The organism is Actinosynnema sp. CA-299493, from assembly GCF_050946825.1.
Lineage (GTDB): Bacteria > Actinomycetota > Actinomycetes > Mycobacteriales > Pseudonocardiaceae > Actinosynnema.
Genome location: NZ_CP191993.1, coordinates 6,750,040 through 6,775,822, shown reverse-complemented (window position 1 = coordinate 6,775,822; position 25,783 = coordinate 6,750,040). Strand labels below are relative to the sequence as shown.

Annotated in this window: 20 protein-coding genes; 9 read left to right on the top strand and 11 right to left on the bottom strand. The window is 71.0% G+C overall.

Features of this window, described 5'->3' with window-relative positions; translation table 11 throughout:
* Positions 1–13 precede the first annotated feature (13 nt).
* The 3 genes from ACQPYE_RS28295 to ACQPYE_RS28285 form a co-directional block, all read right to left on the bottom strand.
* Positions 14–676 carry a hypothetical protein gene (locus tag ACQPYE_RS28295; protein WP_498715692.1) on the bottom strand — a complete coding sequence of 221 codons (663 nt, stop codon included), beginning with the start codon at positions 674–676 and terminating at the stop codon, positions 14–16.
* Between the two features lie 64 nt (positions 677–740).
* Positions 741–4,499, bottom strand: a complete 3,759-nt coding sequence (locus tag ACQPYE_RS28290; RefSeq protein WP_498723004.1) for an amino acid adenylation domain-containing protein — start codon at positions 4,497–4,499, stop codon at positions 741–743.
* Between the two features lie 109 nt (positions 4,500–4,608).
* Positions 4,609–5,055: a response regulator transcription factor gene (locus ACQPYE_RS28285; RefSeq protein WP_498715690.1), complete on the bottom strand. Its 447-nt coding sequence runs from the start codon at positions 5,053–5,055 to the stop codon at positions 4,609–4,611.
* A 220-nt stretch (positions 5,056–5,275) separates the two neighbouring features.
* On the opposite strand from ACQPYE_RS28285, the gene ACQPYE_RS28280 reads away from it, so the two are divergent.
* A complete protein-coding gene (locus ACQPYE_RS28280) occupies positions 5,276–5,923 on the top strand; it encodes a hypothetical protein (protein WP_498715689.1) in 648 nt (215 codons plus the stop codon).
* Positions 5,924–5,955: 32 nt separating this feature from the next.
* On the opposite strand, the gene ACQPYE_RS28275 is transcribed toward ACQPYE_RS28280, so the two are convergent.
* On the bottom strand, positions 5,956–7,053 hold the full coding sequence (locus ACQPYE_RS28275; protein WP_498715687.1) for a carboxylate-amine ligase: 1,098 nt from the start codon (positions 7,051–7,053) through the stop codon (positions 5,956–5,958).
* 22 nt (positions 7,054–7,075) lie between these two features.
* The gene (locus ACQPYE_RS28270) at positions 7,076–7,735 is read right to left on the bottom strand and encodes a hypothetical protein (RefSeq protein WP_498715686.1); all 660 of its coding nucleotides are present in this window, start codon (positions 7,733–7,735) and stop codon (positions 7,076–7,078) included.
* Positions 7,736–8,225: 490 nt separating this feature from the next.
* Here ACQPYE_RS28270 and ACQPYE_RS28265 point away from each other — a divergent pair, with 490 nt between their 5' ends.
* From ACQPYE_RS28265 to ACQPYE_RS28235, 7 genes are all read left to right on the top strand, one after another.
* A complete protein-coding gene (locus ACQPYE_RS28265; RefSeq protein WP_498715685.1) occupies positions 8,226–9,977 on the top strand; it encodes a flavin monoamine oxidase family protein in 1,752 nt (583 codons plus the stop codon).
* Positions 9,974–11,212, top strand: coding sequence for a metal-dependent hydrolase family protein (locus tag ACQPYE_RS28260; RefSeq protein WP_498715683.1), 1,239 nt, complete (start codon positions 9,974–9,976; stop codon positions 11,210–11,212). Before ACQPYE_RS28265 ends, ACQPYE_RS28260 begins: the two co-directional genes overlap by 4 nt.
* Positions 11,213–11,745: 533 nt before the next feature.
* Positions 11,746–12,501 carry a hypothetical protein gene (locus ACQPYE_RS28255; RefSeq protein WP_498715681.1) on the top strand — a complete coding sequence of 252 codons (756 nt, stop codon included), beginning with the start codon at positions 11,746–11,748 and terminating at the stop codon, positions 12,499–12,501.
* A gap of 121 nt (positions 12,502–12,622) precedes the next feature.
* On the top strand, positions 12,623–13,708 hold the full coding sequence (locus ACQPYE_RS28250) for a hypothetical protein (protein WP_498715679.1): 1,086 nt from the start codon (positions 12,623–12,625) through the stop codon (positions 13,706–13,708).
* Between the two features lie 23 nt (positions 13,709–13,731).
* Positions 13,732–17,001: a CHAT domain-containing protein gene (locus ACQPYE_RS28245; protein WP_498715678.1), complete on the top strand. Its 3,270-nt coding sequence runs from the start codon at positions 13,732–13,734 to the stop codon at positions 16,999–17,001.
* Between the two features lie 474 nt (positions 17,002–17,475).
* The gene (locus ACQPYE_RS28240) at positions 17,476–17,904 is read left to right on the top strand and encodes a hypothetical protein (protein WP_498715676.1); all 429 of its coding nucleotides are present in this window, start codon (positions 17,476–17,478) and stop codon (positions 17,902–17,904) included.
* Between the two features lie 428 nt (positions 17,905–18,332).
* Positions 18,333–19,583 (top strand): hypothetical protein, encoded by a 1,251-nt coding sequence (locus ACQPYE_RS28235; RefSeq protein ID WP_498715675.1) that lies wholly within the window; start codon positions 18,333–18,335, stop codon positions 19,581–19,583.
* 95 nt (positions 19,584–19,678) lie between these two features.
* Here ACQPYE_RS28235 and ACQPYE_RS28230 read toward each other — a convergent pair whose 3' ends face one another.
* From ACQPYE_RS28230 to ACQPYE_RS28215, 4 genes are read right to left on the bottom strand one after another with little or no spacing between them, the layout of a single operon-like run.
* Complete coding sequence (locus ACQPYE_RS28230; RefSeq protein ID WP_498715673.1) at positions 19,679–20,878, bottom strand: ABC transporter permease; 1,200 nt, start codon at positions 20,876–20,878, stop codon at positions 19,679–19,681.
* A complete protein-coding gene (locus tag ACQPYE_RS28225; RefSeq protein WP_498715672.1) occupies positions 20,875–21,561 on the bottom strand; it encodes an ABC transporter ATP-binding protein in 687 nt (228 codons plus the stop codon). Before ACQPYE_RS28225 ends, ACQPYE_RS28230 begins: the two co-directional genes overlap by 4 nt.
* Positions 21,558–22,592 carry a peptidoglycan-binding protein gene (locus tag ACQPYE_RS28220; RefSeq protein WP_498715671.1) on the bottom strand — a complete coding sequence of 345 codons (1,035 nt, stop codon included), beginning with the start codon at positions 22,590–22,592 and terminating at the stop codon, positions 21,558–21,560. The genes ACQPYE_RS28225 and ACQPYE_RS28220 overlap by 4 nt, the downstream gene beginning before the upstream one ends.
* Positions 22,589–23,080, bottom strand: coding sequence for a hypothetical protein (locus tag ACQPYE_RS28215; RefSeq protein WP_498715670.1), 492 nt, complete (start codon positions 23,078–23,080; stop codon positions 22,589–22,591). The genes ACQPYE_RS28220 and ACQPYE_RS28215 overlap by 4 nt, the downstream gene beginning before the upstream one ends.
* Positions 23,081–23,267: 187 nt before the next feature.
* On the opposite strand from ACQPYE_RS28215, the gene ACQPYE_RS28210 reads away from it, so the two are divergent.
* Positions 23,268–23,435: a hypothetical protein gene (locus ACQPYE_RS28210; protein ID WP_498715669.1), complete on the top strand. Its 168-nt coding sequence runs from the start codon at positions 23,268–23,270 to the stop codon at positions 23,433–23,435.
* On the opposite strand, the gene ACQPYE_RS28205 is transcribed toward ACQPYE_RS28210, so the two are convergent.
* Positions 23,418–24,512 (bottom strand): sensor histidine kinase, encoded by a 1,095-nt coding sequence (locus tag ACQPYE_RS28205; protein ID WP_498715668.1) that lies wholly within the window; start codon positions 24,510–24,512, stop codon positions 23,418–23,420. The two genes, ACQPYE_RS28210 and ACQPYE_RS28205, sit on opposite strands and share 18 nt — an antisense overlap.
* Before the next feature lie 11 nt (positions 24,513–24,523).
* Positions 24,524–25,177, bottom strand: a complete 654-nt coding sequence (locus ACQPYE_RS28200) for a response regulator transcription factor (protein ID WP_498715665.1) — start codon at positions 25,175–25,177, stop codon at positions 24,524–24,526.
* Positions 25,178–25,783 lie beyond the last annotated feature (606 nt).

Genomic DNA, 25,783 nt, shown 5'->3' with positions numbered 1-25,783 from the left:
TCGCGTCGTGCGGTCAGGACCAGGCCGAGGCGGCGGCACGCCAGAACTGCCCGATGTTGGCCTCCAGCAACCGGGCCGAGAAGACGGCCTCGTCGGGGTCGTCGCCCCGGCGGAGACCATCGTCCACGACCTCCAGCGCCAGGGAGAGCAGGTCCTCCGACGCCGTCCCCTCGTAGTAGTCGAAGAACTCGTCCGGCACGTCGAGGGACGACTTCCTGACCCCGGTGGAGATCGCCAGGCAGTCCGGGAAGTAGACGGTCATGTCGGTGTGCAGGGCCAGCGCCAGCGACGCCTCGCTGCCGGTCACCGCGATCCACGACAGGCAGCCGCCGAACGCGTAGATCCTCGGGTCCGGCTCCCGGCGTCGCAGGTCGGCGTCGCTGAACCCGAACGCACGGGCGCACGCTTCGAGCTTGGGCGTGGCGTTGGCGACCAGTTCGGTGATCTGCGTGAAGAACGCGGTCGCCGGCATGTGCGGGTACCTCGCCAGCCCGATCCCGTAGGCCACCAGCTCCGCTTGGTGCGCTTGGAGTTCCGTCAGGACCATCCCGTGCAGGTCGCTCTCGGTGACGCTGCCGTCGTTGACCTTGTCCAGGACGGCGTTGCCGATCGGTTCCTCCTCGCGGAGGGTGCCGAGCCGTCCGGCGAGATCAGCTGCCGCGGTGTGTGCTGTCATGGTGGCTCCTCGATCGGTGGTGCGTTTCGCGGTTGCCGTTGCCGGGGTCTCCCGCCCCGGAGCATCAACCGGTGTCGGTGGCCCAGTACGCGTGCAGGAGCGGATCCACTCTCTTCGCCGTCCGGGTGATCACGTCGGCGTCCTCGCCCTCATCCACGGCCTGGACGATCACGTCTCCGAAGGCCGCGAACGACCGGGAAGCGGCTTGACGCGACTCGTCGAAGTAGCGCAGCACCGGCTCGGCAGCGGTCGTGGCGGCGCGGCGCAGCGCGTGGCCGAGCTCAGCGCAGACCGCCGAGTGCAGCACCGACGCGCTTCGCACCGCCGCCGCGGCGGCGCCGGGTTCTGCGTCGGAGGCCAGTGCGGTGAGGAACTCGGAGAGGTCCGTGTGGGCCGAGATCTTCTCCTGTGCCGGGGCGTCCAGAGCTTCGTCGGCCGCACGTGCGTCGGCCAGCAGGCCGTCGGCCGCTTCGGCCAGACCGCCGAACAGCGTGCCGGCGGGAGTGCCGCGGAACCTGCGCGACAGCCGGGTGAGAGCGTCCACCTCGGTCCGGCGCTGGTGCACTTCGCGGGTGATGACGCGGCGGACCCGATCGGGATCGAGGTCGTCCCGCAGCAACGCCTCGTACAGCGGGCTCGCGTCGACGTGCCCGCGCAAGTCGGGCAGCAGCAGGTCCGCGAGTGCGACGCCTCGTCCTCCTCCCGACGGCGTGGGGTCGTCCGGCGTGGGCGGGCGGGTCGTGTCGAGGCTCGGCGCGGGCGGCAGGAAACCGGAACCGGTCAGGTAGTCGAGGTACTTGTCGACCAGGTCGGCGTCGACCGGGGGCAGGTGCGGTGCCGCGCCGTCGGTGGCGCGTCGGGTGTTGGTGCGGCTGAACGCGGGGAAGTTCCCGGCGAATTGCATCTCCTCGACCGTGAGCTCGCCGTCCGCCGCGCTGGTGTTGAACATCTGGAGGTAGGGGGTCATCGGGCGTCCGGGGTCGTTCCTGCTGTCGTTCGTCACGTGGGCGACCCAGTGGTCGTAGGGGATCGGGCGGATCCGGTAGCCGCGGTGGCGCAGCCGGTCCACCAGCAGGTCGAGGGGCGCGGTGCGCGGGTTGGTGAGGTTGTGCGTCCGGCCCTCGTGCCGCCCGGTGCGGATGATGTGGACGATCGCCTCGGCCGTGTAGTCCACCGGGACGAAGTCCAGTGACAGGGCGACGTCCGGCGCCGTCCCGGTTTCGACGATCGCCCGGAGCCACGCGCACAGGAAGGTGTCGGTGTTCCAGGTGCCGCGGTCACGGGTGCCGGTGATCTCGGACGGTCGGTAGATCGACACCGGGAGGCCGCGCCGGGCGGCGTCGCGCACCATCTGCTCGGCGACCCACTTCGTCTCCAGGTAGCCCAGCGAAAGCCTCTCCGGGAAGTCGAGCGGTTGGTCCTCCATGACGTAGCGGTCACCGGTGGCGGCGTACCCCGTCAGCACGGAGATGGTCGAGATGTGGTGGAAGGTCTTGAGCCGGGGGGACGCGGCCAGTTCGAGCAGCGTGCGGACGCTGTCGACGTTGCTGCCCCGCAGCGATTCGTAGGGGTAGGCGAAGTTGACCGCTGCTCCGTTGTGGACGATCGTGTCCACGGTCTCCGCGAGCCGGTCGAACCCGTCTTCGCCCAACCCGAGGCGCGGTTCGGACAGGTCGCCCGGCAGCGGCACGACATGGCTCGCGACCTTGTCGTGGTCGAGGCCGTAGCGGCGTACTCGACCGGCGAGCCTGCGCCGCGCGTGGGCCTGGTCGTGCGCCCGGACCAGGCAGTGCACCTCGGACGCTCCGGCCTCGACCAGGCGGTCGAGCAGGAACACGCCGAGGAAACCGGTCGCGCCGGTGAGCAGGACCCGCCGGGGAGTCGACGGATCACCGGCCGGTGGCGCGGTGAACCGCAACCCTTCCGGCAGCTCGGCCTCCTGCCGGAAGTCCACCGCCGCCTCGTCGGGTCGGTCCGCCGATCGCAGGGCTTCCACCTGCCGCGCGAACCGCGCCAGGCTCGGATCGGTCAACAGCGTGCGCACCAACGACCCGACGCGGTCAGGCGCGATCCCGACCCGGCCGCTCACCGCCGCGGCGACCTGCGCGGCTTGGACGGACTGGCCGCCCAAGGCGAAGAAGTCGTCGTGCCGCCGCACGGCGGACACACCCAACGCCCGTTGCCACACCGCCGCCACCAGGCTCTCGACGCCCTCCTCCGGTCGGTCCTGCTCGTCCACCGCGGGCGGCTCGGGGGCGCCGAGGTCCCGCAGCCGATTCCGGTCGACCTTCCCACTGGAGTTGAGCGGCATGGCGTCGACGACCCTGATGTCGTTGGGCACCATGTAGGTCGACAACCGGTCACGCAGGTGGCGGCGCAACGCCGCGACCAGCTCCTCCGGACCGGTGTCGCGGGCCGCCGTGACCCAGCCGCACAAGTGCTGACCACCGTCGGGTTCGTCGAGCACCTCCACCACCGCGTCCTGCACCTGGTGGTGCGCGGCGAGCACGGTCTCGACCTCCCGCAGCTCCACCCGGAAGCCGTCGACCTTGACCTGCCGATCGCGGCGCCCGAGGAATTCCAGCACGCCGTCCGGTCGCCACCGGGCCACGTCACCGGTGCGGTAGAGCGTTCCTCCCCGCTCGCCCCGGAACACGTCCGGCACGAACCTCTGCGCGGTGAGGTCCGGCATGTCCAGGTAACCGAGCGCCACGCCGTCGCCACCCACCCACAGCTCACCTTCCTCACCGACATCGGCGAGGGAGCCGTCCGCGCGGACCACGTACGCGGTGGAGTTGTCGATCGGCAGCCCGATCGGCACCGACTCGGCTTCCGGTGGCAGGTCGTCCACCACGTGGGCCGTGCTCAACCCGGAGTTCTCGGTCGGGCCGTAGCCGTCGACGAACCGCGCCGGCCGGCCCTCCGCCAGGAGCTTGCGGACGATGTTCGGGTTGAGCGCGTCGCCGCCGGCCACCAGGCAGCGCAGGTCGCGGAACATCGTCGGCCGCTGGGCGACGAACTGGTGGAAGAGGGCCGACCCCAGCCACATCGTCGTCACTCGCTCCCGTGCCATCAGCGATTCCAGCTCCGGCGCGGACAGGACGGTCTCCCGGGTCGGGATCACGAGGCGTGCGCCGTTCAACAGGGCTCCGAACAGCTCGAACACGGACATGTCGAAGGTCGGGTTGACCGTCGCGCACACGACGTCGTCGGGCCCGAACGCGAGGGGGCCCGTGTTCCGCACCAGCCGCACGATCCCGCGGTGCGGCACTACGACCCCTTTGGGCGTGCCGGTCGACCCGGACGTGAACATGACGTAGGCGGGATCTCGCGCGGTCAGTTCCGGCATCGGCGGTGGCGCGGTGTCCGTGGTGCCTGTGGGGTCCACCGCGGTGACCTCGGCGGGTAGCGCGTCGCCATGGGCCGCCGCGGTGACCACCGCCGTGCAGCCCGCGTCGGCCAAGATGGTCGAGATCCGCGCAGGAGGGTCGTCCGGGGCGACGGGGACCCACCGGGCGCCCGTGCGCAGGATGGCGAGGATGGCCACGTACGCGTCCACCGAGCGTTCCAGCGCCACCGCGACGGAATCGCCGGTCCGGACTCCCTTGGCGGCGAGCAGCGCGGCGAAGTTCTCCATGCGGCGGTGGACCTCGCGGTAGTCCAGGTCGTCACTGTCCTGGGGTGACAGGGCGACCGCATCGGGGGTCGCGCGGGCCTGTTCGATGAACAATTCGTGGACGAGCGCGTCCCGCGGATAATCGGTGGCCGTCGCGTTCCAGGTCCGAACCCGGTCCGCGTGCTCGGTGCGCTGCGACTCTCGCATTCCCACGGTAGAACCTCTCATCGCGACCGGGCACGGCCCGGTCGCGCTTGCAGAACGACTGGCGACTGCTGGAGTCATTGACGGAAAGGCTGGAAATATTCGTGGAAATTTATTCCCTTCTCGTTGTCGGCAGCTGTCGCGACTCTTCGTAAATCGTCACCGTGTCCAGGGGCCGGTGCGTGTCCTCACGAATCCGGTCTGGCGGGTAGTCCTCCGCACGGCGATACGCGGCCGGGCACTTCGGGCACATCCAGCCGGGGACGGGGCTGTTGTTCAAGTGCGCGGCGGCTTCGCCGCGCGTGGTGACCCCCAGCTTGGTGAAGATGCTGTGCAGGTGTGATTTCACGGTGCGCTCCGAGATGCGCAGGTGGCGGGCGATGGACCGGTTCGACATGCCGGAGCCCATCAGGGTGACCACCTGCGTCTCCCGCGGCGTCAGGTCGGTCGGCGGGCTCGCCACCGGGCGCACGAGGTCCTGGTGTTGTGTTCCGAGCAAGTGGTGGACGTGGTTCCAGGCGTCCGATGCGAGTCGTTGGAGTTCCAGCGCTCTGTCCAAGGCTCGGTAAAAGTCTTCTTGGGATGGCATCGGGCCCGTCCCGATCATGTCGTGGTCAAGTTACTGCCCCGTAACAATAGTAGTCGCTATGAGCGGTCGACAGCCGCTGAACGGGTAGTCGTCGCCGTATTCCAGACGGCTTGTCCGGCACTAGGGCAAAGGTTCGATGTGTCGGGTGCGAATACCGGATACGGTGGGGATCCGATCAAGGAGGTTCGGGATGGGTGGCAGGCAACTGGTGGAGAACTTCACCGTGCCGGTTCACGAGCACGTGCGGGAGAACGGGCTCCTGGCGGCGGCGAAGGTCAAGCAGGTGGACACCGGGCAGTTGAGGCGGCTGCTGCTGGCCGAATTCCAGGCGCAGGAGGCCGAGTTCACCGCCTATGCCACCCTGGTCGCCAGGTTCCACCACGAGGTGCCGGGGAGCTTCTTCGTGTTCATCGCCGACACGTTGCTGGAGACGCGTCGATTTCTGGTCTCGGACGTGGCCGGAGCGGTCGGCCTGGTTCCGGATGACATGCGGGTGGCCCCCGTCTCACCGGAGGTGAAGCGTTTCACGGAGTTCATCTCGTGGGTCGCGCTGCACGCCGGCGCGAGCGAGGCAGCGATGTTGGCCCGCACCGACTTCCTGCTGTGGTGCGGCGTGTGCGCGCCGCTCGCCGAAGCGTTGGCCGACGCCGACGTCCCGTCCGAGGTGCAGGCCTACGTCCAGCACTACGCCGAGGCTCCCGACGAGGTCGTGGACGGCGCGGCCGAGGTGATCGACTTCGGCTTGGCGGCGGGGGAGCGGGAAGAGTGGGTCACCCGCAGCGCGCCGGCGATGGAACCACTGCTGCGCGGGTTCTGGCGCTTCGTCGTCACCGGTTGACCACCCGAGGACCTTCCCGGCCGGCCCGGCGCTCACCCCGCCGTCGTGCGTTCGGCCAACATGTCCACGACGTCCTCCAGCCGACCTCGTCGCTGGTGGGCCAGTCGCTGCCGGTGGGCGCCCGAACCGCCGACGCGCAACGAGCCCAGCGCGTCGAGCACAGGACCGGTTTCACCGGCGGCGTCCAGCACCGGGCGGACGTGGGCGATCAGTTCCGGCACACCCGCCACGGGCCGCGCGCGCTCACCGCCGGCCGGTGGAGGACCTCCGTCGTCGCGGAGACCGTAGCGGGCGGCGCGCCAGCACTCGGCGCGCAATGCCTGATCGCCGACGCGTGGCGCCTCGCGCCCCGCACGGATGTCGCCCAGGGCGGTGGCGACCAGTGCCTTGGTCAACGCCGCGATCAGGACGGTGTCGTCCACGGTCTGCGGCACGTCGGCCACCCGCACCTCGACCGTCGGCTGGTGGTGTGACGGACGCGCGTACCAGTAGAGCATGGCGTTGTCGAGGATGGCGCCGCTGTCCAGGAGATCCGTGACCACTCGTCCGTACTCGTCCGCGTCGGCCAGGTACGGCGGCGGCCCTGCCGTCGGCCAGCGCCCCCACAACTGGGTCCGCCAGCTGTGGTAGCCGGTGTCGCGTCCTTCCCAGTACGGCGAGTTGCCGGACAGGGCGAGCAGCGCCGGGAGCCACGGGCGCAGGTGGTTGACCGTCTGCACCGCCTCTTCGGGGTCGTCGACGCCGATGTGCACGTGGCACGAGCAGACGCACTGCTGGTCCACCACCGGGCCGAAGCGCTCCACGATCCGGTGGTACCGCGGCTGGTCGAGGACCGGCGGTGGACCGGGATGGCCCAGGACGACGGTGCCACTGGCAATCAGGCGGGATCCGGCCGCTTCGGCGGCGTGGGCCGCGGCGCGGCGCAACCCCAGCAGTTCCGAGCGGAGCTCGGGCAGGCTGGTGCACACCTTGCTCACGGTCTCGACCTGGGTCAGGGCCAGTTCCGGGACGATCCCTTCGCCGACCCGCGGCGAGGTGGAGTGGATGACCTCACCCGACCGCCACACCGCGTGCCGCGTTTCCGCGTCGGTGAGGAGGAACTCCTCCTCCACACCCATCGTCAGCCTCAACGGAATCCTCCCCGAGCCGCGGTCAACCGGTCGCGATGTAGTGCCAGTAGTCGGTCAGCAGGTCGGGGATCTCCTCGGCGCTGCGGGTGACCCACCGCTCGGGCTCGCCCCGGGAGAGGCCGTGCTCGACCACCTCGGGCAGTCGTTGCCGCATCTCGGAGGGTTCGGCGGAGTAGTTCTCCAGGTACGCGACCACCGGATCGGGAACGTTGTCGAGCTCGCGCAGCGCGCTCACGAGTTCGGCCGCGACCGGGCAGAACAGCTGGAAGTCGGTGTGCACCTCCATCGCCGCTTCGGCCGGACCCGCGTGGGAGGCCACCCACGACACCGCCTGGTTGAGCTGGGTGACGGCCTGCGGCAGATCCGCGTGGCGCAGTTCGTCGGCGTCCAGGCCGACCGCGGGGATCACGGCATCGGCCAGTAGTCGCCTCTGGGAGATGAACAGGGTCGCCACGTGGGCGAAGAACCCGGCCGGGACCTCGTGGCGGAACCGGTCGATCAGCACGCCGTAACGGGGGATCTCGGCCTGTTGGGTGAGGAACTCGCCGATCGCGAACCGCTGGAGGTGCTGCGGGTGGACCCGCCCCTGGCGCGCGGCGGCGAGCAGTTCATTGCTCCGGACCTGATGTGCGACCGGCAGGAGCGCCTGGTAGTTGTGGATGATCTCGGTGGCCTCCGCCATGGTATCCCTCCTGGCCGCGCATCCGACGGCGAACCGGGGCAACGCACTGCGACCAGGATAGAACGCCGATGTGCCAACAGGTATGCAACTTCTGCCCTAGGCCATCGACGGCGCACGGCTGTCGTTCGCTGATGGAATCGACCGCGCGAGCAAGGCAATTGTCCGATGTGGACGATAGTAGTCCCACTGTCGTGGAAGTGTTGCGACATAAGGGGGATACCGGCTCGCACTCGCCCCCCGACGCTGGACGAACGCCCGAGTCGCTGCTAATTTGTGTCGGAAGGGCCACGCCGCCCCCCATCCGGGGCAGCCGTGTGAGCCGCTGATCCGCAGCAGCTCCGGTGTTCGTCCGCACGGCCGGCCGGTCGCTGAAAGTCCTGTGGCGGACCACTCTCGCGGATACCGGAGCACAATCCCGTCGAAGCGGATCGCGCACGGTGGCGGTTCTGGCTGCGCGGCCACGGCTGCGGCTTCGAGGGAGGAACAGAGGGTGACCGAACCGCGTGCCACCGACTTGCAGGTCGACTTCCCGTTCGACTACACCGGTTACGTCTCGGACGGGCGGCGGATCGGCCGGCTGCCCGAGCACGCGCTGGGTTCGCCGGTGGCCGTGGTGGGCGCCGGTGGCAGCGGTTTGACCGCCGCCTACGAACTGCTGCGGATCGGCTGCCGGCCGATCCTCTACGAGGCGGAGACCGAGCTGGACGGCCCCGGTGGTCGCAGGCTCGGCGGTCGCATGTTCTCGCGGCGGCTCGCGGCGGCGGACAGCGCCGTGGTCGAGTTGGGGTGCATGCGGTTCCCCGACTCGGCGCGGCTGCTGCGCCACTACACGGACGCGTTCGACCTGCGGTGGAAACCCTTCCGCGACGAGTACGCCGCCGACGTCACGCCTCGAACCGTGCTCGACCTCGACGGGACGAGCTACTCCGTGAGCACCATCACCGACCTGTACCCCGAGCACGCCCGGTTCGGCGAAGCCCACCGGAAGTGGGAGTCGGCGCTGCACCGCATAGGCGTGTTCGAACTGCAGGCGGCACTGGCCGCGCGCGACCTCCCGCGCGCGAGGCGGATGTGGACCGACCTCGTGCACCGCTTCGAGGAGTGGAGCTTCTACCGGTTCCTGCGCGATCCAGGAGGAGTCGGCCTGAGCCGCTCGGACGCCCACCTGGTGGGGACCGCGGGCGTGGCGACCACGGTGTGGGACGCGTTCTACGACCTGTCGTTCCTGGAGACGCTCCGGATGCTGCTGACGACCGAGGGCTCGACGATGTACCTGTTGGAAGAGGGGATCAGCGCGCTGGCGGACGCCTTCTGGAACCGGAGGACGACGGGCCCGGACGGCACCGCGACCAGTCTGGCGGAGGTGAACCGCGGTGCGCCCCGGCCGGCGGTGACCGCGCTGGAGGTCGGCGCGGACCACGCGCAGGGCGTGGTCGTGCACTGCGAGGACGGCACGAGCCAGTGGTATCCCGCCGCCGTGTTCACACCGCAGTTGCACATCCTGGAGAGCGGTGTCGAAGTCCGCTCCCTGGACGGCAGCCCTCCGTTCGGTCCACGCCTGCGGCAGGCGATCCGCCGGCTCAGCTACTGGCAGTCGGCCAAAACCGTCCTCGTCACCCCGACGCCGTTCTGGGAGGGCACCGGCATGGACGGCGTCACCATCACCGACCGGCTGCCCAGGGCGACCTACACGTTCGACTACGGCGAACCGCGGCAACCCGGTGGCCGGCGGGGCGTGCTGGTGCTGAGCTTCACCTGGGCGCAGGACTCGATGAAACTGGCGGCGTCCTCGGTGCAGGAGCGGGTGCGGGCCCTGGTCCGCGAGCTGGCCGACATCCACCCGGACCTGGCCGACGAATTGCGAAGGCAGGCGAGCACCGCCGAGGCGTGCACGATCTCGTGGGAGAACGAGCGGAACTTCCGCGGCTACTGCCGGTTCGCCCGCCCCGGCGAGTACACCTACCAGTGGGACCTGTTCGCGCACTTCCTCAAGGACTTCACCGGCTCGCCGGCAGTGCCGGGTGAGCCCGCCTCACCGCTGTTCCTGGCCGGTGACGACGTCGCGTGGTCGCCGGGGTGGCTCGACCACGCCATGGCGTCCGGCCTCAACGCCGCCTGGGGCGTGCTGCGCTGCCTGGGCGGCGACACCACCCCGGACAACCCGGGACCCGGCGATCTGTGGGCCGATGAACACTACCGTCCGCTGGTCCTGTCCGACGGCGACAAGGACGAAACCCGGTGAGCACGTCGCTGACCTCCGACGACCCGACGCGCGACGACGTCGTGGTCCTCGCCGACAGGTTGTGGGACGGCGAGCACTTGCGCTCCGACGGCCACGCGCGGGTCCTGGTGCGTCAGGGGCGCGTCGAGGCGGTCGGCCGGGACGTGGACACGGCGTGGGCCGGCACCACTGTGGTGCTGCCCGGTCACACGCTGCTGCCCGGCCTCATCGACTGCCACGTGCACGTGCTCGACGAGGCCCGGGTGACCGACCCCACCGGCCTCCAGATCCTGTGGGCCTTGCCGGCGATGCGCACACTGCTGGACAACGGGTTCACCACGGTCCGCGATCTGGGGAGCGCCGACTACCCCGGCGGCATCGACCTGCGCCGCGCCCAAGCCGAGGGTGTCGTCGTCGGCCCGCGCCTCGTCGTCGCGCCGAACATGCTGTCCGCGCGCGGTGGCCACGGGGAGAAGGAACCCGCCCTCGCCACCAGGTACAACCTCCAGGTCGGCACCCTGGGTGACGGCGTCGAGGAGGTGCTGCGCCTGGTGCGGGAACAGGCGCGGGCCGGCGCGGACTGGATCAAGTTCGCCGCCAGCGGCGGCTTCTCCTCCCCGGCGGACGACCCTGCGACGGTGACCTACTCCCAACGCGAGATGGACGCGCTGGTCGGCGCGGCGCACGACCTCGGACTGCCCTGCGCGGTGCACGCCTTCAACGACGAAGCCGTGCGGCGCGCCGTACGCGCGGGAGTGGACTCGGTCGAGCACGCCAACATGGCGGGCAAGGAGACCTTCGAGCTGCTGGCCGAGAACGGTGTTCCCCTGGTGCCGACCCTGCACTCGATGGCCCACTTCCTCGGCAGACTGGACGACGACGAGTTCTGGTCGAGCAAACTCCCCGTGGTGCGGGAGAAGTTCCGGGCGCACGCCGACCGCATCCGCACGTCAAGCCGACTGCTCGCTGACAGCGACGTCACCCTGGCCTTCGGCACCGACGCCAGCACCGTCCCCTACGCGGACAACTGGCGGGAATTCGTGGACATGGCGGAGGCCGGCATCCAACCCGCACGTGTGCTGCGCGCCGCCACCAGCGTCGCGGCCGACCTGCTGAAGCGACCGGAACTCGGCCGCCTGCGACCCGGCTGCGTCGCCGACCTGATCGCCGTGCCCGGCAACCCACTGACCACGATGAGCATGATGGGACAGGTCGACTTCGTGATGCAGGACGGCGACATCCACCTTCGGTCTTGACATCGACACGCCGTCGCCGTGTGGTCGGACGTTGAGCGGGGCCGTCGGGGCATGCGTCGCGGTTCGACGGCACAGCTGGTTACCGGGACGTGACCGCCGGGGCGGATCGGAACCCGCTGAGAACAGCGCTCGGCCTCACGACCGCGGGCGCGGGGGATGGGGAACTACGCCGAAGCCCGGAGCTTCGGCGTGGAGTCGATGCGCGCGCAAGGGGGAAGCCGATGCCATAGCCAGACCAGGAGATGCTTGCGCTGTCGTGGACCTTGTTGCGGCCAGAGTGCAGTGGCGGCGAGCGCTCGATCTCTACACGGCGCAGAACCGGACCGCTCAAGTCGACTCGATCATGACGAAGTTGCAGGGTTGAGAGGTGTGGCGTGCTGAGGGCTGACGTTGCGACTCCGGCCCTGAGACGGCGTCCGGCGTCCCTCAGGCGCCGCTGTGTCCTTCGGCCCGGCTTCGGCAGCTGACCGGCGGTTCTCGGCAGACCGTGCTTCTGCGGAGATCATCCGGCCGCCAAGACGGACACTCCTGCCATGTCTGACGACGATCTCTACGGCAACGGACCGCAGCACGGCACCAGCGACTACACGCAGCAGAACCCGGGCTCGATCTGGGACGGTCCGACATCGTTCGACACGGGGTGGCGCCCGGCGCAGCCGGACTACGGCCCGGACTCGTCGCACCGGGACGAGCGTGAGGACGACCCGGAGTTGGACCGTCACCGTCCCCAAAGGGCGCGGGGTCCCTCCGGAGGAGGTAGTGGCGGGATCACCGCGCGGCTCGCCGGCCTACTGGTGAGCCTGGGCGGGTTCGCGCTGGCGGGTTTCCTACTGGCTACCAAGCAGTCGACGGCTCTCGGCGCGACTCGCGACGTGGTGGCTGTGCTGATGCCCGACTCGTGGATCGAACCCGGAGATCCGGGTGGGTTCCGCGTGGCCGTCGCGGGGCTGACGGTCGTGCTGCTGGTGGTGCTCACATTGGCCCGTCTGCGCTTCACGACCGCCGAGGTCCGCAAAGAGGAACCTCGTGAGATGCCGCGCGGTGTGTTCCTGCTGACCCTTGCGCGCAGCGTCGTGCTGGTCGAGGGCTTCGTCCTGCTGTTCCTCGCGCAGGCCCTGGTAGAACCGTCATGGCCCGACACGCAGTCCAGCTACGTCGGTCCGACGTGGTCGTGGAACTGGTTCGTGTTCAAGCCGCTGCCGTGGGTGCTGATCGTCCTGATCCTGCTCGGCGCGTCGTACAACTCCACTTCCCGGGCACTCAAGTGGGCCGCGGGGTGGCGCGCTTAACTCGTCCCGGATCGGTGACCAGGTTGCGTCCGACCCTGACCGCGATGCCTTGCCGCCTGGGCTCTCGTACCGGCCTTTTGACCACAAGCACCCGAGTGACGCCGCCCGCCGAGGAGATTCAGTGACTGAAAACCTGCAGGACCGCATCGACGACACCGGGCAGGAGATCGCGTTCGAGGCGGTGCTGTTACTCGGCAGTGCCTTGGCGATCAAACCCGAAGAGGTGCCGGACTCCAGCTTGCTGAGCGAGCCGATGGGCCACCTCGACGAGTTGCACACGCTCGCGCTCATCGCCCTGAGCCTGGCCGCCGAAGGCGAGACCGCCGAACTGGTCGAGGAGTCCCTGGAGGGTGCCGGGCGCAAACAGCTCGTGCTCGGGCTCAGCGACATCATCATGATGGCGGCGCTCGCCACCACCATCATTTCCACGATCAGCCTGCGAAGGCGGCAGCAGCACGAGGAGGTCACCACCTTCGAACGCGACCCCGACGGCACCGAGAGGATCATCGTGCGCAGGAGGACGGGCTACCGCGCACCGGCCGAGCTCTCGGCGCTGGTCAAGGCGGCCCTCGGTCAAGTCCCTCATTCCACTGATCACCCCCAGACCCGTGCGGAAGCGCGTACGTCCCTGCACCGCTCGATCGTGGTGGTGGACATCGAGGGTTACGGCGATCCGGATCGGACCACGCAACACCGCATGGCCGCGCGAGACGGGCTCCGCGGCGTCATGACGACCGCGTGTGCCGAGTCCGGTGTGCCGTGGGACTCGGCGGAGGTCGGCGACACGGGCGACGGTCTGCTGCTGGTCTTCCCGCCCGAGGTGCCCAAGATCGTGCTCGTGGACGTCCTGCCGGTTCGGATCGCCGCCGCGGTTCGCCGGCACAACGCGGTCCACGCGCCGGAGGCTCGGTTCCGACTGCGCATGGCGGTTGACGCGGGCGAGCTCCGCCGCGACGGCACGGGCTACGTCGGGCAGACCATGATCCTCGCTCACCGGATGCTCGACGCGCCCGCGGTGAAGGACGCCCTCAAGAAGTCCACGGGGACCGTCGTGCTCGTGGTGTCGGAGGAGATCCGCGAATCCGTCGTGCGCCAGGACCCCGGCATCGACCTGGACGCTTTCCGCCCCACGCCGGTGGAGGTGAAGGAGACCAGCACCAGGGCCTGGATCCGACTGGTGGACGGCCAGGCCGTTCCGACGGAGTGAGATCGACCGAGGAGACCACGGCCGTGCAGGAGTTGACCAGTTCCGCGAGCAGTGATCGAGTGGCGCGGACCTGCGAGAACTGCGGGGTCCCGATGCTGCTGCCCGAGCCGGTGACCCTGATCGACTACGCCGTCGACACCGACCACCTCGACGCGCTGGCATTCGACACCCTGAACAAGGTGCGGCATTTCTGCGGCCACGTGACGACGGTCGATGCGCGTATCAGCGTGCACGGGCTCGGCGAGGTTCCAGTGGTCCTGGATCCGGACGCCGAATCCGGAGCGACGCCGGGCGTGACACCCCAAGCGGACATGTTCCGCGCCTATGTCCTGCAACGGCTGCTAGGCGACGCCGATGTGCACATTCGTGGCGCGTATGCGGACGACTGGGCTCCACTGGAGGTTTCCCGGGCAGCCCTCCTGGGGATGCGGATGGGTTTCATCCGGGACGAGGGGTCGGCCGAGGCGGTTGCGGACGTCGTGGTGGCCGTGATCGTCGCGCACGCCACTGAGGTGGCCAGGAGTTCCACGCTGCCTCGGCTCGCGGACCGGCTCCGTTCCGCCGTGCCCGTTCAGGCGCTGTTCCCCCATGTGCTGTCAGCACTGGCGCGAGGATGCGAAGGTGAGTACTTCAACTGGCACATGGAGTACGTGTGCGCAGTGGCCCACGCGCTGGCCGGGATCCCCAACCCGAGAGCCGGGGATTGGGCGGGGCTGCTGGTCTACATGTGGGCGCAGCGCGAACTCGGTCTCCAGGACTTCGATGACGCCTTCTTCCTCGACGCCGAGGCCCTGCAGTTCAGCACCGGCTTCGACACGCTGTTCAAGGCGGCCGTCGATGCACTCGACTCCCGCGGGAAGGGACAACTCGAAGAGTTGGGGAATCGATTCGGAGGACTCTTCGAGCGAGCGGGCTGGAGAAGTTTGCTCAGCGTGAAGCTATCCCAGGCGAGAGCGCGCACGTTCGTCGGTGTGGAAACCGATTCCACTCCTGAAGAGGGCATGCACGACCTGATCGCCTGGATGGTGGAGGAGGACGCGCCGACCGACGAGTGGATCTCCTTCTTGGCGGAGACGTTCGGCCAGTGGGTGGACGCCGGACAACCGGTGGAACTGGTCCTGCGCTACGCCGATGCCCTCGCCGCCGAGACCGGGCCGTCCGAAGTCGCCGTGTTCGTGACGTACTGCGGCGCTGCCCTCGACCGATCCGGTTGGTCCGACGCCGCGTTGCGGCTGCTCGGCTGGTGGGAGGCGCTGGAGGTGGACGTCGCCGACCTGCCCACCCTGGTTCGAGCGGAGCTGCACTTCGCGACCGGCCTCATCCGCTCGCGCAACTCACCTGCTGTGGCGCTCGACGAGTACGCGAAGGCGGAGCTCGCGAGCGCTCCGCTGCCTGATGCCGACGTTCGATCGGAGCAAATCCGCAGGCGAAGCGCCTCGGCGCTGCGTGCCCTGCGTCGCTACGGAGAGGCCTTCGGCCTGTTCGAAGGGCTGGGTGACGACCCCGAGGTCTTGCAGACGAGGGCGCTGATGCACTTGGACATCGGTGAGTGGGAGCCGGCGTTGGACGCCCTCGACCGCGCGTTGCTGCACGAGATAGCGGATCCCGGTCGAGTCCGTCTTCTCGTGCTCCGCGCCGTGGTGCTGCACGAACTCGATCGAGCGCTGGAAGGCCTGCCCGGCTTGGCGGCTGCGTGGGGGTTGTGCAGTGGCATCAGCCTGCCGCTGGAGGAACCGAGCGTGGCGGCTCAAGTCATCCGCATAGCCGACCCCCCGAAGGAGTTCGCCGCGTTCGCCGCGCAGTGCGCGCGGGAACTCGACCAGCTCGAACCGCACCGGCTCGATCCCGGTGAGCGGCTGAGCATGGTCGGCTCGCTGGTCGACCGGGCGTTGGGGTCAGGAGACGTGACCGGCGCCCGCGGCGCCCTCGAACGGTGGTTGGGCGACTTCCTGGAAGTCGACCGAATGGACGCGGGTGCCGCGGCGCTGTGGGCGCGCGTGGTCGCCGCCGAGGGCGGCGACCCATGGCCGTTCCTGCGCCGTGTGGTCGAGTCGCTGAACGAGTCCGTCCCGGCGGGCGTCGATGCCCGCTTCGCTCGTGGGTGGCTGAGCAAACAGCGCGACGCCATCGATCACGCCCTCGCGGTGGCAGCCGAGACCGGTGGCTCCGCGGTGGACCTGCTCGCGGTGCACGAGGTCGCCAACAGCAGGGACCTGGTGACCGGGTCGGCCGCGGATCTCCTGCCGCAGGTGCGGGGCCAGGACGTGGTAGCCGTGCTCGACGGGGTCAGCGTCCTGCGGCTCGTCGTGATCCCGGGCGACGAGGTCCGTGAACCCGCGGTCGTCACCGTGGCGGCCACTTCCGAAGAGGTCGCCACCGCGGTCGCCCAGGTCGCCGCCTACGACTCCGCGAATCCCGTCGCGCCGCACCGCACCGATGCCCAGGTGACGGTGTGGTGGGACCTGGCGGGTCGGATCGCTCGTGGCCTGCGCCCCCACCTGTCACCGGGGTTGCCGCTGGTGCTCCTGCCCGGCAGGCGGCTGGCCACCACGCCGTTGCACGCGGCCGGGTGGCCTGATCAGCCACTGGTGGCGGAGCGACCGGTCGTGCTCTCCCCCAACCTGCACACCTACCTCACACCCGTACCCGTCCGCACGACCACGCGCACGAAGGTAATCGCCGTGCCCAACGACCTCGACGCGCCCTGGTTCGTGGAAGGGTTGACGGCCGCAGCCGTCGAACTCACCGGAGGCGGCGAGGCGCCGATCACGAACACCGACGCGATCGCGGACACCGTCCTGACGGCCTGCGCGACCGCCGACGAGGTCTACTTCCTCTGCCACGGGTACCAGGGCCCGAACGGCCCCGGCTTCTGCGTGGCCGCCCACGGCCTGCTGCCCCCGAAGAAGCTGCTGGTGGAACTCGACCCCGACCTCGGCGACTTCCTGATCGACTGGTCCCGACTCGCGGCCTTGGACCCCGCACCCGCGGTCCTGGTGACGATCGCCTGCGCGACCGGCCGCACCCACATCGGACCGGGAGGACTTCGCAGCGGGCTGGAACGCGGGCACCTGTTCAGCGGCGGACACACCCTCATCAGCCCACTGTGGAACGTCGACCAGGAAGCCGCGTTGACGTGGCTGCACGCCTTCCACGAGCACCACGAGCCAGGATCCGTCGACGACCTCGCCGAGTCCCACCGGATCGCCACGCTGCACACCATGAAGCAGCACGGATCGCCCCACGCATGGGCTCCGTTCACGATGACCACGCGGACCGGGGGAGTGAGGTGACCGGCAACCTGCTCATCAGCTGTCGATCGACCGGTGCGGTGGAAGCCCGTCGCACAGGTCTGAGCTGAGCACGACTCGTCGAACAGGGTGGGAGGACTTCCGTCGCGGTCGTGGTTGTGGATCAGGAACCGGGCGGTGCTACTGCCGGCGTTGTCGAGGGCCGGCGGGCCGTGCCGCCGCTCCAACGGCCTGGTGAATGCCCTGCTGCCGTTCGTCAAGGTGATGGCCGCCAGCGGTCCGCCGGCCCCGACCCGATCGAGGAGCTGAAGGGCCGGTTCCGGTTCGTCGAGGTGACGATGCAGCCGCCTGTAAGCAGCGCGAGTTCAAGCGGCGCGGTGAGCACGGCCCGGTCGGGCAGACCGAGGTCGGCTACTGCTGACCAGGCATGATTACCCGTGGTGGCGGGCGCTGCTGTCCGCCACCACGGGCGCCGCCGGCCCGGTCGTCGTCCCGTGAGCACCGGAGTGGAGTCCGATGGAGAAGTCCCGAGGCAGTTGGGCGAGCCGGCTCGCGGTCGTCGTGACCGGCGTCCAGGCGGCGTCCGCCCTGCTCCTGTTCGGCGGTCCGCCCGGTGAGGTCACCAGGTTCGACCTGGCCGCTCTGGGTGTGCTGGTCGTGCTGGGCCTGCCGGTCAACCTGGCCGCGCTCGTGCCGATGGTGCGCCGGGTGCGGCGCCGGGCCGCCCCGGGCGTGGCCGTCCTGGTCTTCTGCGCGGTGTTCCTGCTCTGGCACGGCTTCGCGCTGAGCACGTTGGCGGGGTGGTGGGCGGTCGGGTTCGCGGACGCGCTCTACCTCGCGTCCAGCGAGCCGATCTCGTTCGGCTACCAGGTGGTGATGTGCGGCGCCTTCGCCGCGGTCCTCGTCTTGGGCGTGCCGAGGCGGGGTCGCGCCGGGGAGTCGTAAGCCACTTCCACCTGGCCGATGGCTGCCAGGTTTCGAGGTGGTGCTCCAAGCGGTGGGCGGGATCAGCGCCGTGGCCTCGCCTGAGCGCGGCCCGGTGGTGATGAGGTGTGACGAGCCACCGAACTTGAGCTTGGTGCCGCGCTCACGGGCGGTCCTCCAACCCTCGCGGGGACGTGCCCGGCTTCGCGACCACGAGGTTGCCTCCACTCCCCGCCGCCGGCGGTCGACCTCGCAGTGGCTGGGAGTTCCCGCTGTCGCGGTGGATCCCGGGTGCGAAGCGCTCCGTCGTGTACGGTGGTGGTCGGCGCCGGGGAGCGCCCCCGGGTCCGCGGGAAGGGCTGAGCCCACCTCCGGCTTTCGCGCACGTCCTCCGAAGCCACCCTCCTCAGTGCCCTGAGCAGCGGACCGCAGGTGCCCAGGAGGCTGGAATGCCCGTCATCCCCCTGCCCGAGCGCCCTGACGTCGAGCAGATCCGCAAGCGCGCCAAGGACTTGCTGCGGCAGGTCCGCGCCACCGAACCGCGTGCGCTGGCCCTCGTCGCCGAGCACGCCCCCGAGATCGCGGCGGACTCGTTCACGTTGGCTTCCGCGCAGCTCGTGGTGGCCCGCCACCACGGTTTCCCCAGTTGGCCGCGACTGCGGCGACACCTGGACGACCTCGCGGCGATGCCGGATCGCGGCGCGCTGACCACCGACAACCGCTACCGAGTGCACCGGGGGTGGGCCGATGACGACGACGTGGCCCGCTGCGCGCGGGTGGCGACCGCCGCGCACCCACCCGCACGCACCTGGCGGCCCGTGCTCACGGCGCGGCACACCGGCGTCCGCGTGGTCGTCTTCTCCACTCCGGACGGTCCGCTGTTCGCCGAACTGACACCGACCACCACGACGTTGTCGCCCCCGGTGCCCTTCGCGCCGCCCGAGCTGGTGTTGCACACCGGCTCGGGCACGCTCGCCGGTGTCGTGCCACCGGGGACCACCCGTGTGGCCGTGGAAAGGGTGGTCGGTGGGTGGGCCGAGGAGTCCGCGGTCGTGGTGGACGGGGTGTTCGTCGTGCCCAACGCCTTCACCGCCGACGACGGGGGCGTCGTGCTGCGCGTCGACGGCGAGGCCACACCGGTCGCCGTGCCGCCGCGTGCCGGGGGTGTGGTGGATCGGCCCGCGCCGGCGGCCGATCGCCGGTCACCTGCCGGGCGTCGCCTCGCGCACGCGCTGGAACAGGCCGCCGTGCGGCCGGTGGTCGACCCGTCGTGCTGGCAGCCCGGCGCGCACGCGGTGCTCGACGAGACCGAGTCCGTCCAACTGGGCCGGTACGGCGACCTGCTGCTTTCGCACCTGACCGGTCAGCTTCCCCACGTGGCCGACTTCGGCCCGGCGCGCGGTCCGGTGCGCGACTTCGCCGTCACCGGTGAGACCGTCGCGCTGACCAGGCTGTACCACGGGTTCGTGGACGACCGGAGCGACCGGGTGGCCCTGGTCGGCCTGGTGGAGCCGCGGGTCGCCGCCGTCGTCCTGCGTCGCGCGACCGGCCGCGAACTGCCCGCCGTGCTCGCCGGCGGCACCCTCGTGATCGCGGACCCCGACCTCACCGCGCCGCGCGAGCGGGGGCCGGTCACCGAGCGCGTGGTGACGTTCGACGCCGCCGGGAACGTCCTGGAGGATTTGCCCTACCAGCGGTAGCCGAGCCGGGGCGCGAGGAGCCGTGACGACCACGTGGACGTGCCCGGCGACCGCTCGATCGCGGTCGCCGGGCACGCGGTGCCCATCCCGTTCACTCAGGCGGTGTTCAGCGCCTCGCTGGGCGACAGCCGAGCGGCGCGGGCCGCGGGGAACCAGCCGGCGACGGAGCCGATCAGGACAGACGAGCCGACACCCACCGCCACCGCCACCGCCGGGACGGTGATCGGCCAGCCGCTGTGCAGGGCCCACCCGGCGGCGGTCGCCAGGCCGAGCAGGACGCCGGTGAGGCCGCCCAGCACGGACAGCAGCACCGCCTCGGTGAGGAACTGGGTCCTGATCTGCCTCCTGCCCGCGCCCAGGGCCCTGCGGAGGCCGATCTCGGCTCGGCGCTCGACCACGGACACCACCATCGTGTTGGCCACGCCGATGCCGCCGACCACCAGCGCGACCGCGCCCAGGCCCAGGTAGGCGGTGGCGAAGGTGTTCTGCGCGGCCATCTTCGCCCGCAGGGCGTCGGACGGGCGGCTGACCTCGACCTCGTTCGGGTGCTGCGGGTTGACCGTGCCCGGCAGCACCTCGGCGATCCGCTGCACGGCGTCGTCGTCGGAGCGCTCGTAGACGGTGGTGGGGTGGCCGTCGAAGCCGAGCAGCGCTTCGGCGGCCACCCAGCCGACCAGGGCGGCCCGGTCCAGCTCGGACGCAAGCTCCACGGGGGCCAGCACGCCGAGCACGGTGAACCAGCGGCCACCCAGCCACACCTGCGTGCCGGACGCGTCCACGCCCAGGTGCTCGGCCGCGGCCGAGCCCAGGACCACGCTCGGGTACCGGCCGGTGGCGGTGTTGAGCCACGTGCCGGTGCGCACCTGCGCGCCCACCACGTCCAGCAGGTCCGGTCGCGCCGCGAGCACCTGGATGGCGCCGGTGGACCGCGGGTCGGTCAGGTCGGTGCGGTGCACGGTGGCGCCGCGCACCTCGCCCGTGCCGCCGGCCCGGTGCACGCCGGGCACCCTGGCGACCATCGCGACGGCCTCGCGGGGCAACCGGCTCGTCTCGCCGGTGAACGTCTTGCCCGCGCTCACGCGGAGCAGGTTCGTGCCCAGCGCGTCGAGCTTCGCGGCCAGTTCCGCCTGTCCGGCCGCGCCGATGCCGAGCAGGGCCACGAGCGCGGCCACACCGATCGCGATGCCCAGCGCCGACAGCGCGGCCCTGCCCGGCCGGCCGGCCACGCCCACCAGGCCCACCCGGATCAGCTGGGGGAACCGGACGCGGGCCGGGTGGGGGAGCGGGGCGCTCACCGCGACGCCGACGCGCTGTCGTGGCGGACCCGGCCGTCGAGCAGCTCGACCCGGCGCGGCAGCGAGGCCGCGATGCCGAGGTCGTGGGTGATCACGACGATCGTGGTGCCCGCGTCGTTGAGCTGCCGGAGCAGGTCGAGCACGCCCGCGCCGGTGGCCGAGTCCAGCGCGCCGGTCGGCTCGTCGGCGAGCACGACCGCCGGGCCGGAGACCAGCGCGCGGGCGATGGCGACCCGCTGCTTCTCCCCGCCGGAGAGCTGCGCGGGCCGGTGCGCGGTGCGGTGGCCCAGACCGACCCGTTCCAGCGCCTCGGTCGACCGCCGCACCTGCTCGGCGTGGCCCACGCCGTGGTAGAGCAGGCCGGTGGCGACGTTCTGGGCCGCGGTGAGGTGGGCGGTCAGCAGGAACTGCTGGAACACGAACCCGATCCGCTTCGCCCGCACGGCCGCGAGCCGCCGGTCGTCCAGCCGCGCCACGTCGTGGCCGAGCAGCCGCACCACGCCCTCGGTCGGCCGGTCGAGGGTGCCCATGAGCTGGAGCATCGTGGACTTGCCGGAGCCCGAGGGGCCGACCACCGCCAGCAGTTCACCCGCGTGCACACGCAGCGACACGCTCCGCAGTGCGTGCACGTGGCCGGGATAGGTCCGGCCGACCCGGTCCAGTTCGATCACCGGCGGGGTCACGACGTGGCCACCCTGACCTCCGCGCCCTCGGCCACGCCGGTGACCTCGACCCGCCCGTTGCCGAACAGGCCCAGCTCCACCGGGGTGAGGTCCACCCCGCCAGGGCGCACGACCTCGACGCCGTAGCCGCCGCCGGGCAGCGCCAGCAGCGCGTTGACCGGGACGGTGATCACGCCTTCGCGCCGTTCGGTGGTGAAGTGCACGGTGGCCGGAGCGCCGTCCAGACCGCCCGCCGCCGCCGGGTCGACCAGGGTGACCAGCACGTCGATCACCGCCGTGCCGTCGTCGCGGTTCCTCGCGACCGTCCCCACCGAGACGACCGTGCCCTTCGTCCGGGCGCCTCCGGGCAGCCGGACCTCCACCTCCGCGTCCTGGCGGGCGATGGTCTGCTTGGCGACCGGCATCTCCACCGTCACCAGCCGCCCGGTGCCGCTGGCCCGCAGCACCGGGCCACCCGCGCCCGCGCCGAGCACTGAGGTCACCTCGGTGACCCGGATCTCGCCGGGCAGCACCACCACGTCGCCCACGTCGAGCGCGCCGGTGCGCTCCAGGCCCTTCGCCCGCTGCCACTCGCGCAGCGCCGCCGCCGTGGTCCAGGTGAACGCGTCGTCGGGCGTGCCGGGGAACAGGCCCAGGTCTTTGAGGTTCTGCTCGACCAGCGTCACGTCCGAGCCCTTGCCCACACCGGCTTCGACCCGCCGCCACAGCGGCTTGTCGCCGCGCCACAGCGGGACGGGCCGGTCGTCCACCGCGAACACCCGCTCGTCGTGCCGCACGACCGAGCCCGGTGCGGGCAGCCAGGTGAGCACCCCGCCGGCCCGCGCGGTCACCTGGTGGGAGCCCGCGTAGCCGAGCGTGCCGTTGACCTGCTCCTGCTGCACCAGGTCACCCTGGTCCGCGGTGGCCGTCCCGCCGGGCGGGTCCGGCACGACCTCCGCGACCCGTTCCTGCCCGGTGACCGCGACCGTGGCCACCCCGCCCGCGCCGGCGACCAGGACTGCCGCCGCGGCCACCACCGTGAGCCGCTTCACCGGCCGCCTTCCGCGGGTGCGGCGGGAACGGAACCGGCCTTGCCGCACGCCGTCAGGGCGTCCTGGAGCGTCTTGTCGTCCACACCGCCCTCGTCGATCGCCATGCCCTTCCCGGCCTGGGGGTCGGGCATGTCCACGCCGTGCTCGCGCATGCACCGGGCGAACTCCAGCCGTTCCTCCACGACCTCCGGGTCGTTCGGGTCGAAGCGGTCGGAGGACTGGAACTCCTTGCACGCCTCCTGCGCCTTGGTGAACGCGGTCGGGTCGTCGTCCTTGCCCAGGGCCATCACGCCGTCTCGGACGGACCCGTCCTCCCCGAACGTCGGGTCGGGCATGTCGACACCGTTGTCGCGCATGCACTGCGCGTACTTCAACGCCTTGGTCTTCTCGTCGGTCGCGGCGTTCCCGCCGCCGCTCCCGGTCGTGTCGCCGCAACCGACCACCAGCACGGCGAACAGCAGCGCCAGTGCTCCCAGGCGTGTACCCACGTCGTTCCTCCTCGATGAGCGATCCGTCGGGAGCAGGTCTACCGAGGGCGGTGTTTCCAGGCGGTTTCCGCCTCGGGCGGCCGGTCTTCCCGGGGCGCGGGTACGGGGACGGGTACGACGGCCTCACCACCGGTGTGAGGCAGACCTTCGGTGGCGGAGCGCGGACGGCCCGTTCGTCGGCTGCCAGGTGGAGCTCGCCGGGTGCGTCGCGGCCGAGCCCGGCGCGGCCGAGGACGGCACCACCCGGGAGGAAACCCACCCCGTGGAGCGCGAGGACGTGATCATCGGCGGTGGTGGGCCCGACCTGCTGCCGCTCGTGCCGGTCGCCGCGCCCCGGTCAAGGACCGGTCGGTAGCACGACCTCGACTTCCAAGCCGCCGTCGGGACGGGGCGTGGCGGTGACCGCACCGTCGTGCGCCCGCGCGATCGAGTCCACGATGGACAGGCCGAGACCGGCGCCGGAGCCGGTGGTGTGGAACGGTTCGAACAGCCGGGGGAGCTGGTCCTCGGGGACGTGGCGGCCGGTGTTGGCCACGCTGAGCCGGCCGTGCCCGTCGGTGCGGATCCAGGCGGTGCCGCCGGGCGCGTTGTGGCGGATGGCGTTGGCCACCAGGTTGGCGGTGAGCTGGACGAGCAGGACGCGGTCGCCCAGCACGGTGGCGTCCGCCGCCTCGACGTCGAGTCCGACCCGGTGTTCCGCGGCGAGGTCGCGGTGCTGGTCGACGACCTCGGTGACGACATCGCGCAGGTCCACCGGTTCCCGGTGCTCCAAGCCGCGGTCGCTGCGCGCCAGGAGCAGCAGGCCGTCGATGATGCGCTCGATGCGGCGGTTGGCGGTCAGCAGGTGGTCCCGGGTCCTGACCACGTCGGGGTCCGCGTTGTCGTCGAGGCCGATCTGGAGCGCCGCGCGTTGCAGCGCGAGCGGGGTGCGCAGCTCGTGGGAGGCGTGGGCGACGAAGCGGCGCTGGCTCCGGAAAGCGGATTCGAGGCGGTTGAGCATCCCGTCGATGGTGTCGGCGAGCTCGATCAGCTCGTCGCGCGGTCCGCCGAGGGAGAGCCGTTCGTGCAGGGTGCCGGCCGAGAGCCGCCGGGCGGTGGCGGTGATGGTGTGCAGCGGGCGGAGCACGCGGGCGGACAGCCACCAGCCGCCCAGCAGCGACAGCGCGGCGATGCCGAGCAGGCACAGGGCCGAGACGACGACCAGCGTGTCGAGGGCGGTCGTGCTGGCCACCTCGACGACCTGGTCGCTGTCGCGCGAGTAGACCTGGACACTCCCGGTCGGTACGGCGGGGGTGCCCCGGACCGCTTGCGCCAGCTGCGGTTCGAGCCGCTGGTCCATGACCAGGTACACGGCGGTGAGCAGCAGGGCGCCGCTGACCAGGATGAGTCCGCCGTAGAGCAGGGTGAGCTTGACCCGGATGGTGACCCGCACGTCGTCGTCCCTCAGAGACGGTAGCCGGCGCCCGGCACGGTCTCGATCACCGGCGGGTCGCCCAGCTTGGCGCGCAGCTTGGACATCGCGACGCGCACCGCGTTGGTGAACGGGTCGGCGTGCTCGTCCCAGGCGAGTTCGAGCAGCCGCTCCGGGCTGAGCACGGCTCCCCGCGCGCGCAGCAGCACGGCCAGCACGGTGAACTCCTTGGGCGAGAGGTCGACGGGGCGGCCGTCGCGGGTGACGGTCCGGTCGGCGACGTCGAGCCGCACGCCCCTGCGCTCCAGGACCGGCGGCAGCACCGGTTGGCTGCGCCGGCACAGCGCGTGGACCCGCGCCACCAGTTCCGGGTACTCGAAGGGCTTGACCAGGTAGTCGTCCGCGCCCAGCCGGAGGCCGTCCACCCGGTCCTCCAGCGAACCGGCGGCGGTGAGCATCAAGATCTTCGTGCGACCGCCTTGCGCGACCAGGTCGGCGCACACCTCGTCGCCGTGCCTGCCCGGCAGGTCGCGGTCGAGCACGAGGACGTCGTAGTCGTGGTAGGTCAGCCGTTCGTCGGCGGCCAGCCCGTCGTGCACCACGTCCACCACCAACCCGTGCTTGCGCAGACCCATCGCCACCAGGTCGGCCAACTCCACCTCGTCCTCGGCCAGCAGCACGCGCATCGGTCCAAGATAGGGGGCCGGGTGTTTCCACCGCGTTTCCGCCGCCCGAGCACCGCCGCGAGCAGAAGCCGCCCCTCTTCCCGGGAGCACCCGGGGGCGGGCGGCTCCCGTCAGTGCCGCAGCGGCCCGTACGCGTCGGGCACCGTGCGGATACCGTCCGCCAGGGGGTGCGGCGACCGGTCTGCCTTGCCTGCACCACGAGGCCGCGCGGGTAACCGCGGCGCTTGGGGTCGACCAGCTCCTCCGGCGGGGTGGACGACCGGAATGTGCAGTTGCCCGGGGCCGTGGCCATCGCGCCCACCGTGTGGGGGTACTCCTCGCGGAAGATTGCGGCCGTTCGCGGTAGCGCTGCGCCGTCCATTCACACGGTTGAGTGAGTAATTTTCATGTATTGGCTTGTTGCTGCGACAAGGTGAAAGCACCACTGAAGTAATTCACCCATTCGGGCGCTAACGCGGCATGGATCTGACGCGACGTAGCCGCTGTCACCGTTTTAGAGGGACCGTCCGTGTGCACACGGCGCGAGTTGAGGGGGCCGAGTGGGGCTGTTGGGCCGACTGCGGCAGCTGTTCGAGAGCAAGCCCGCCGTCATGGCGCCACCGCGAC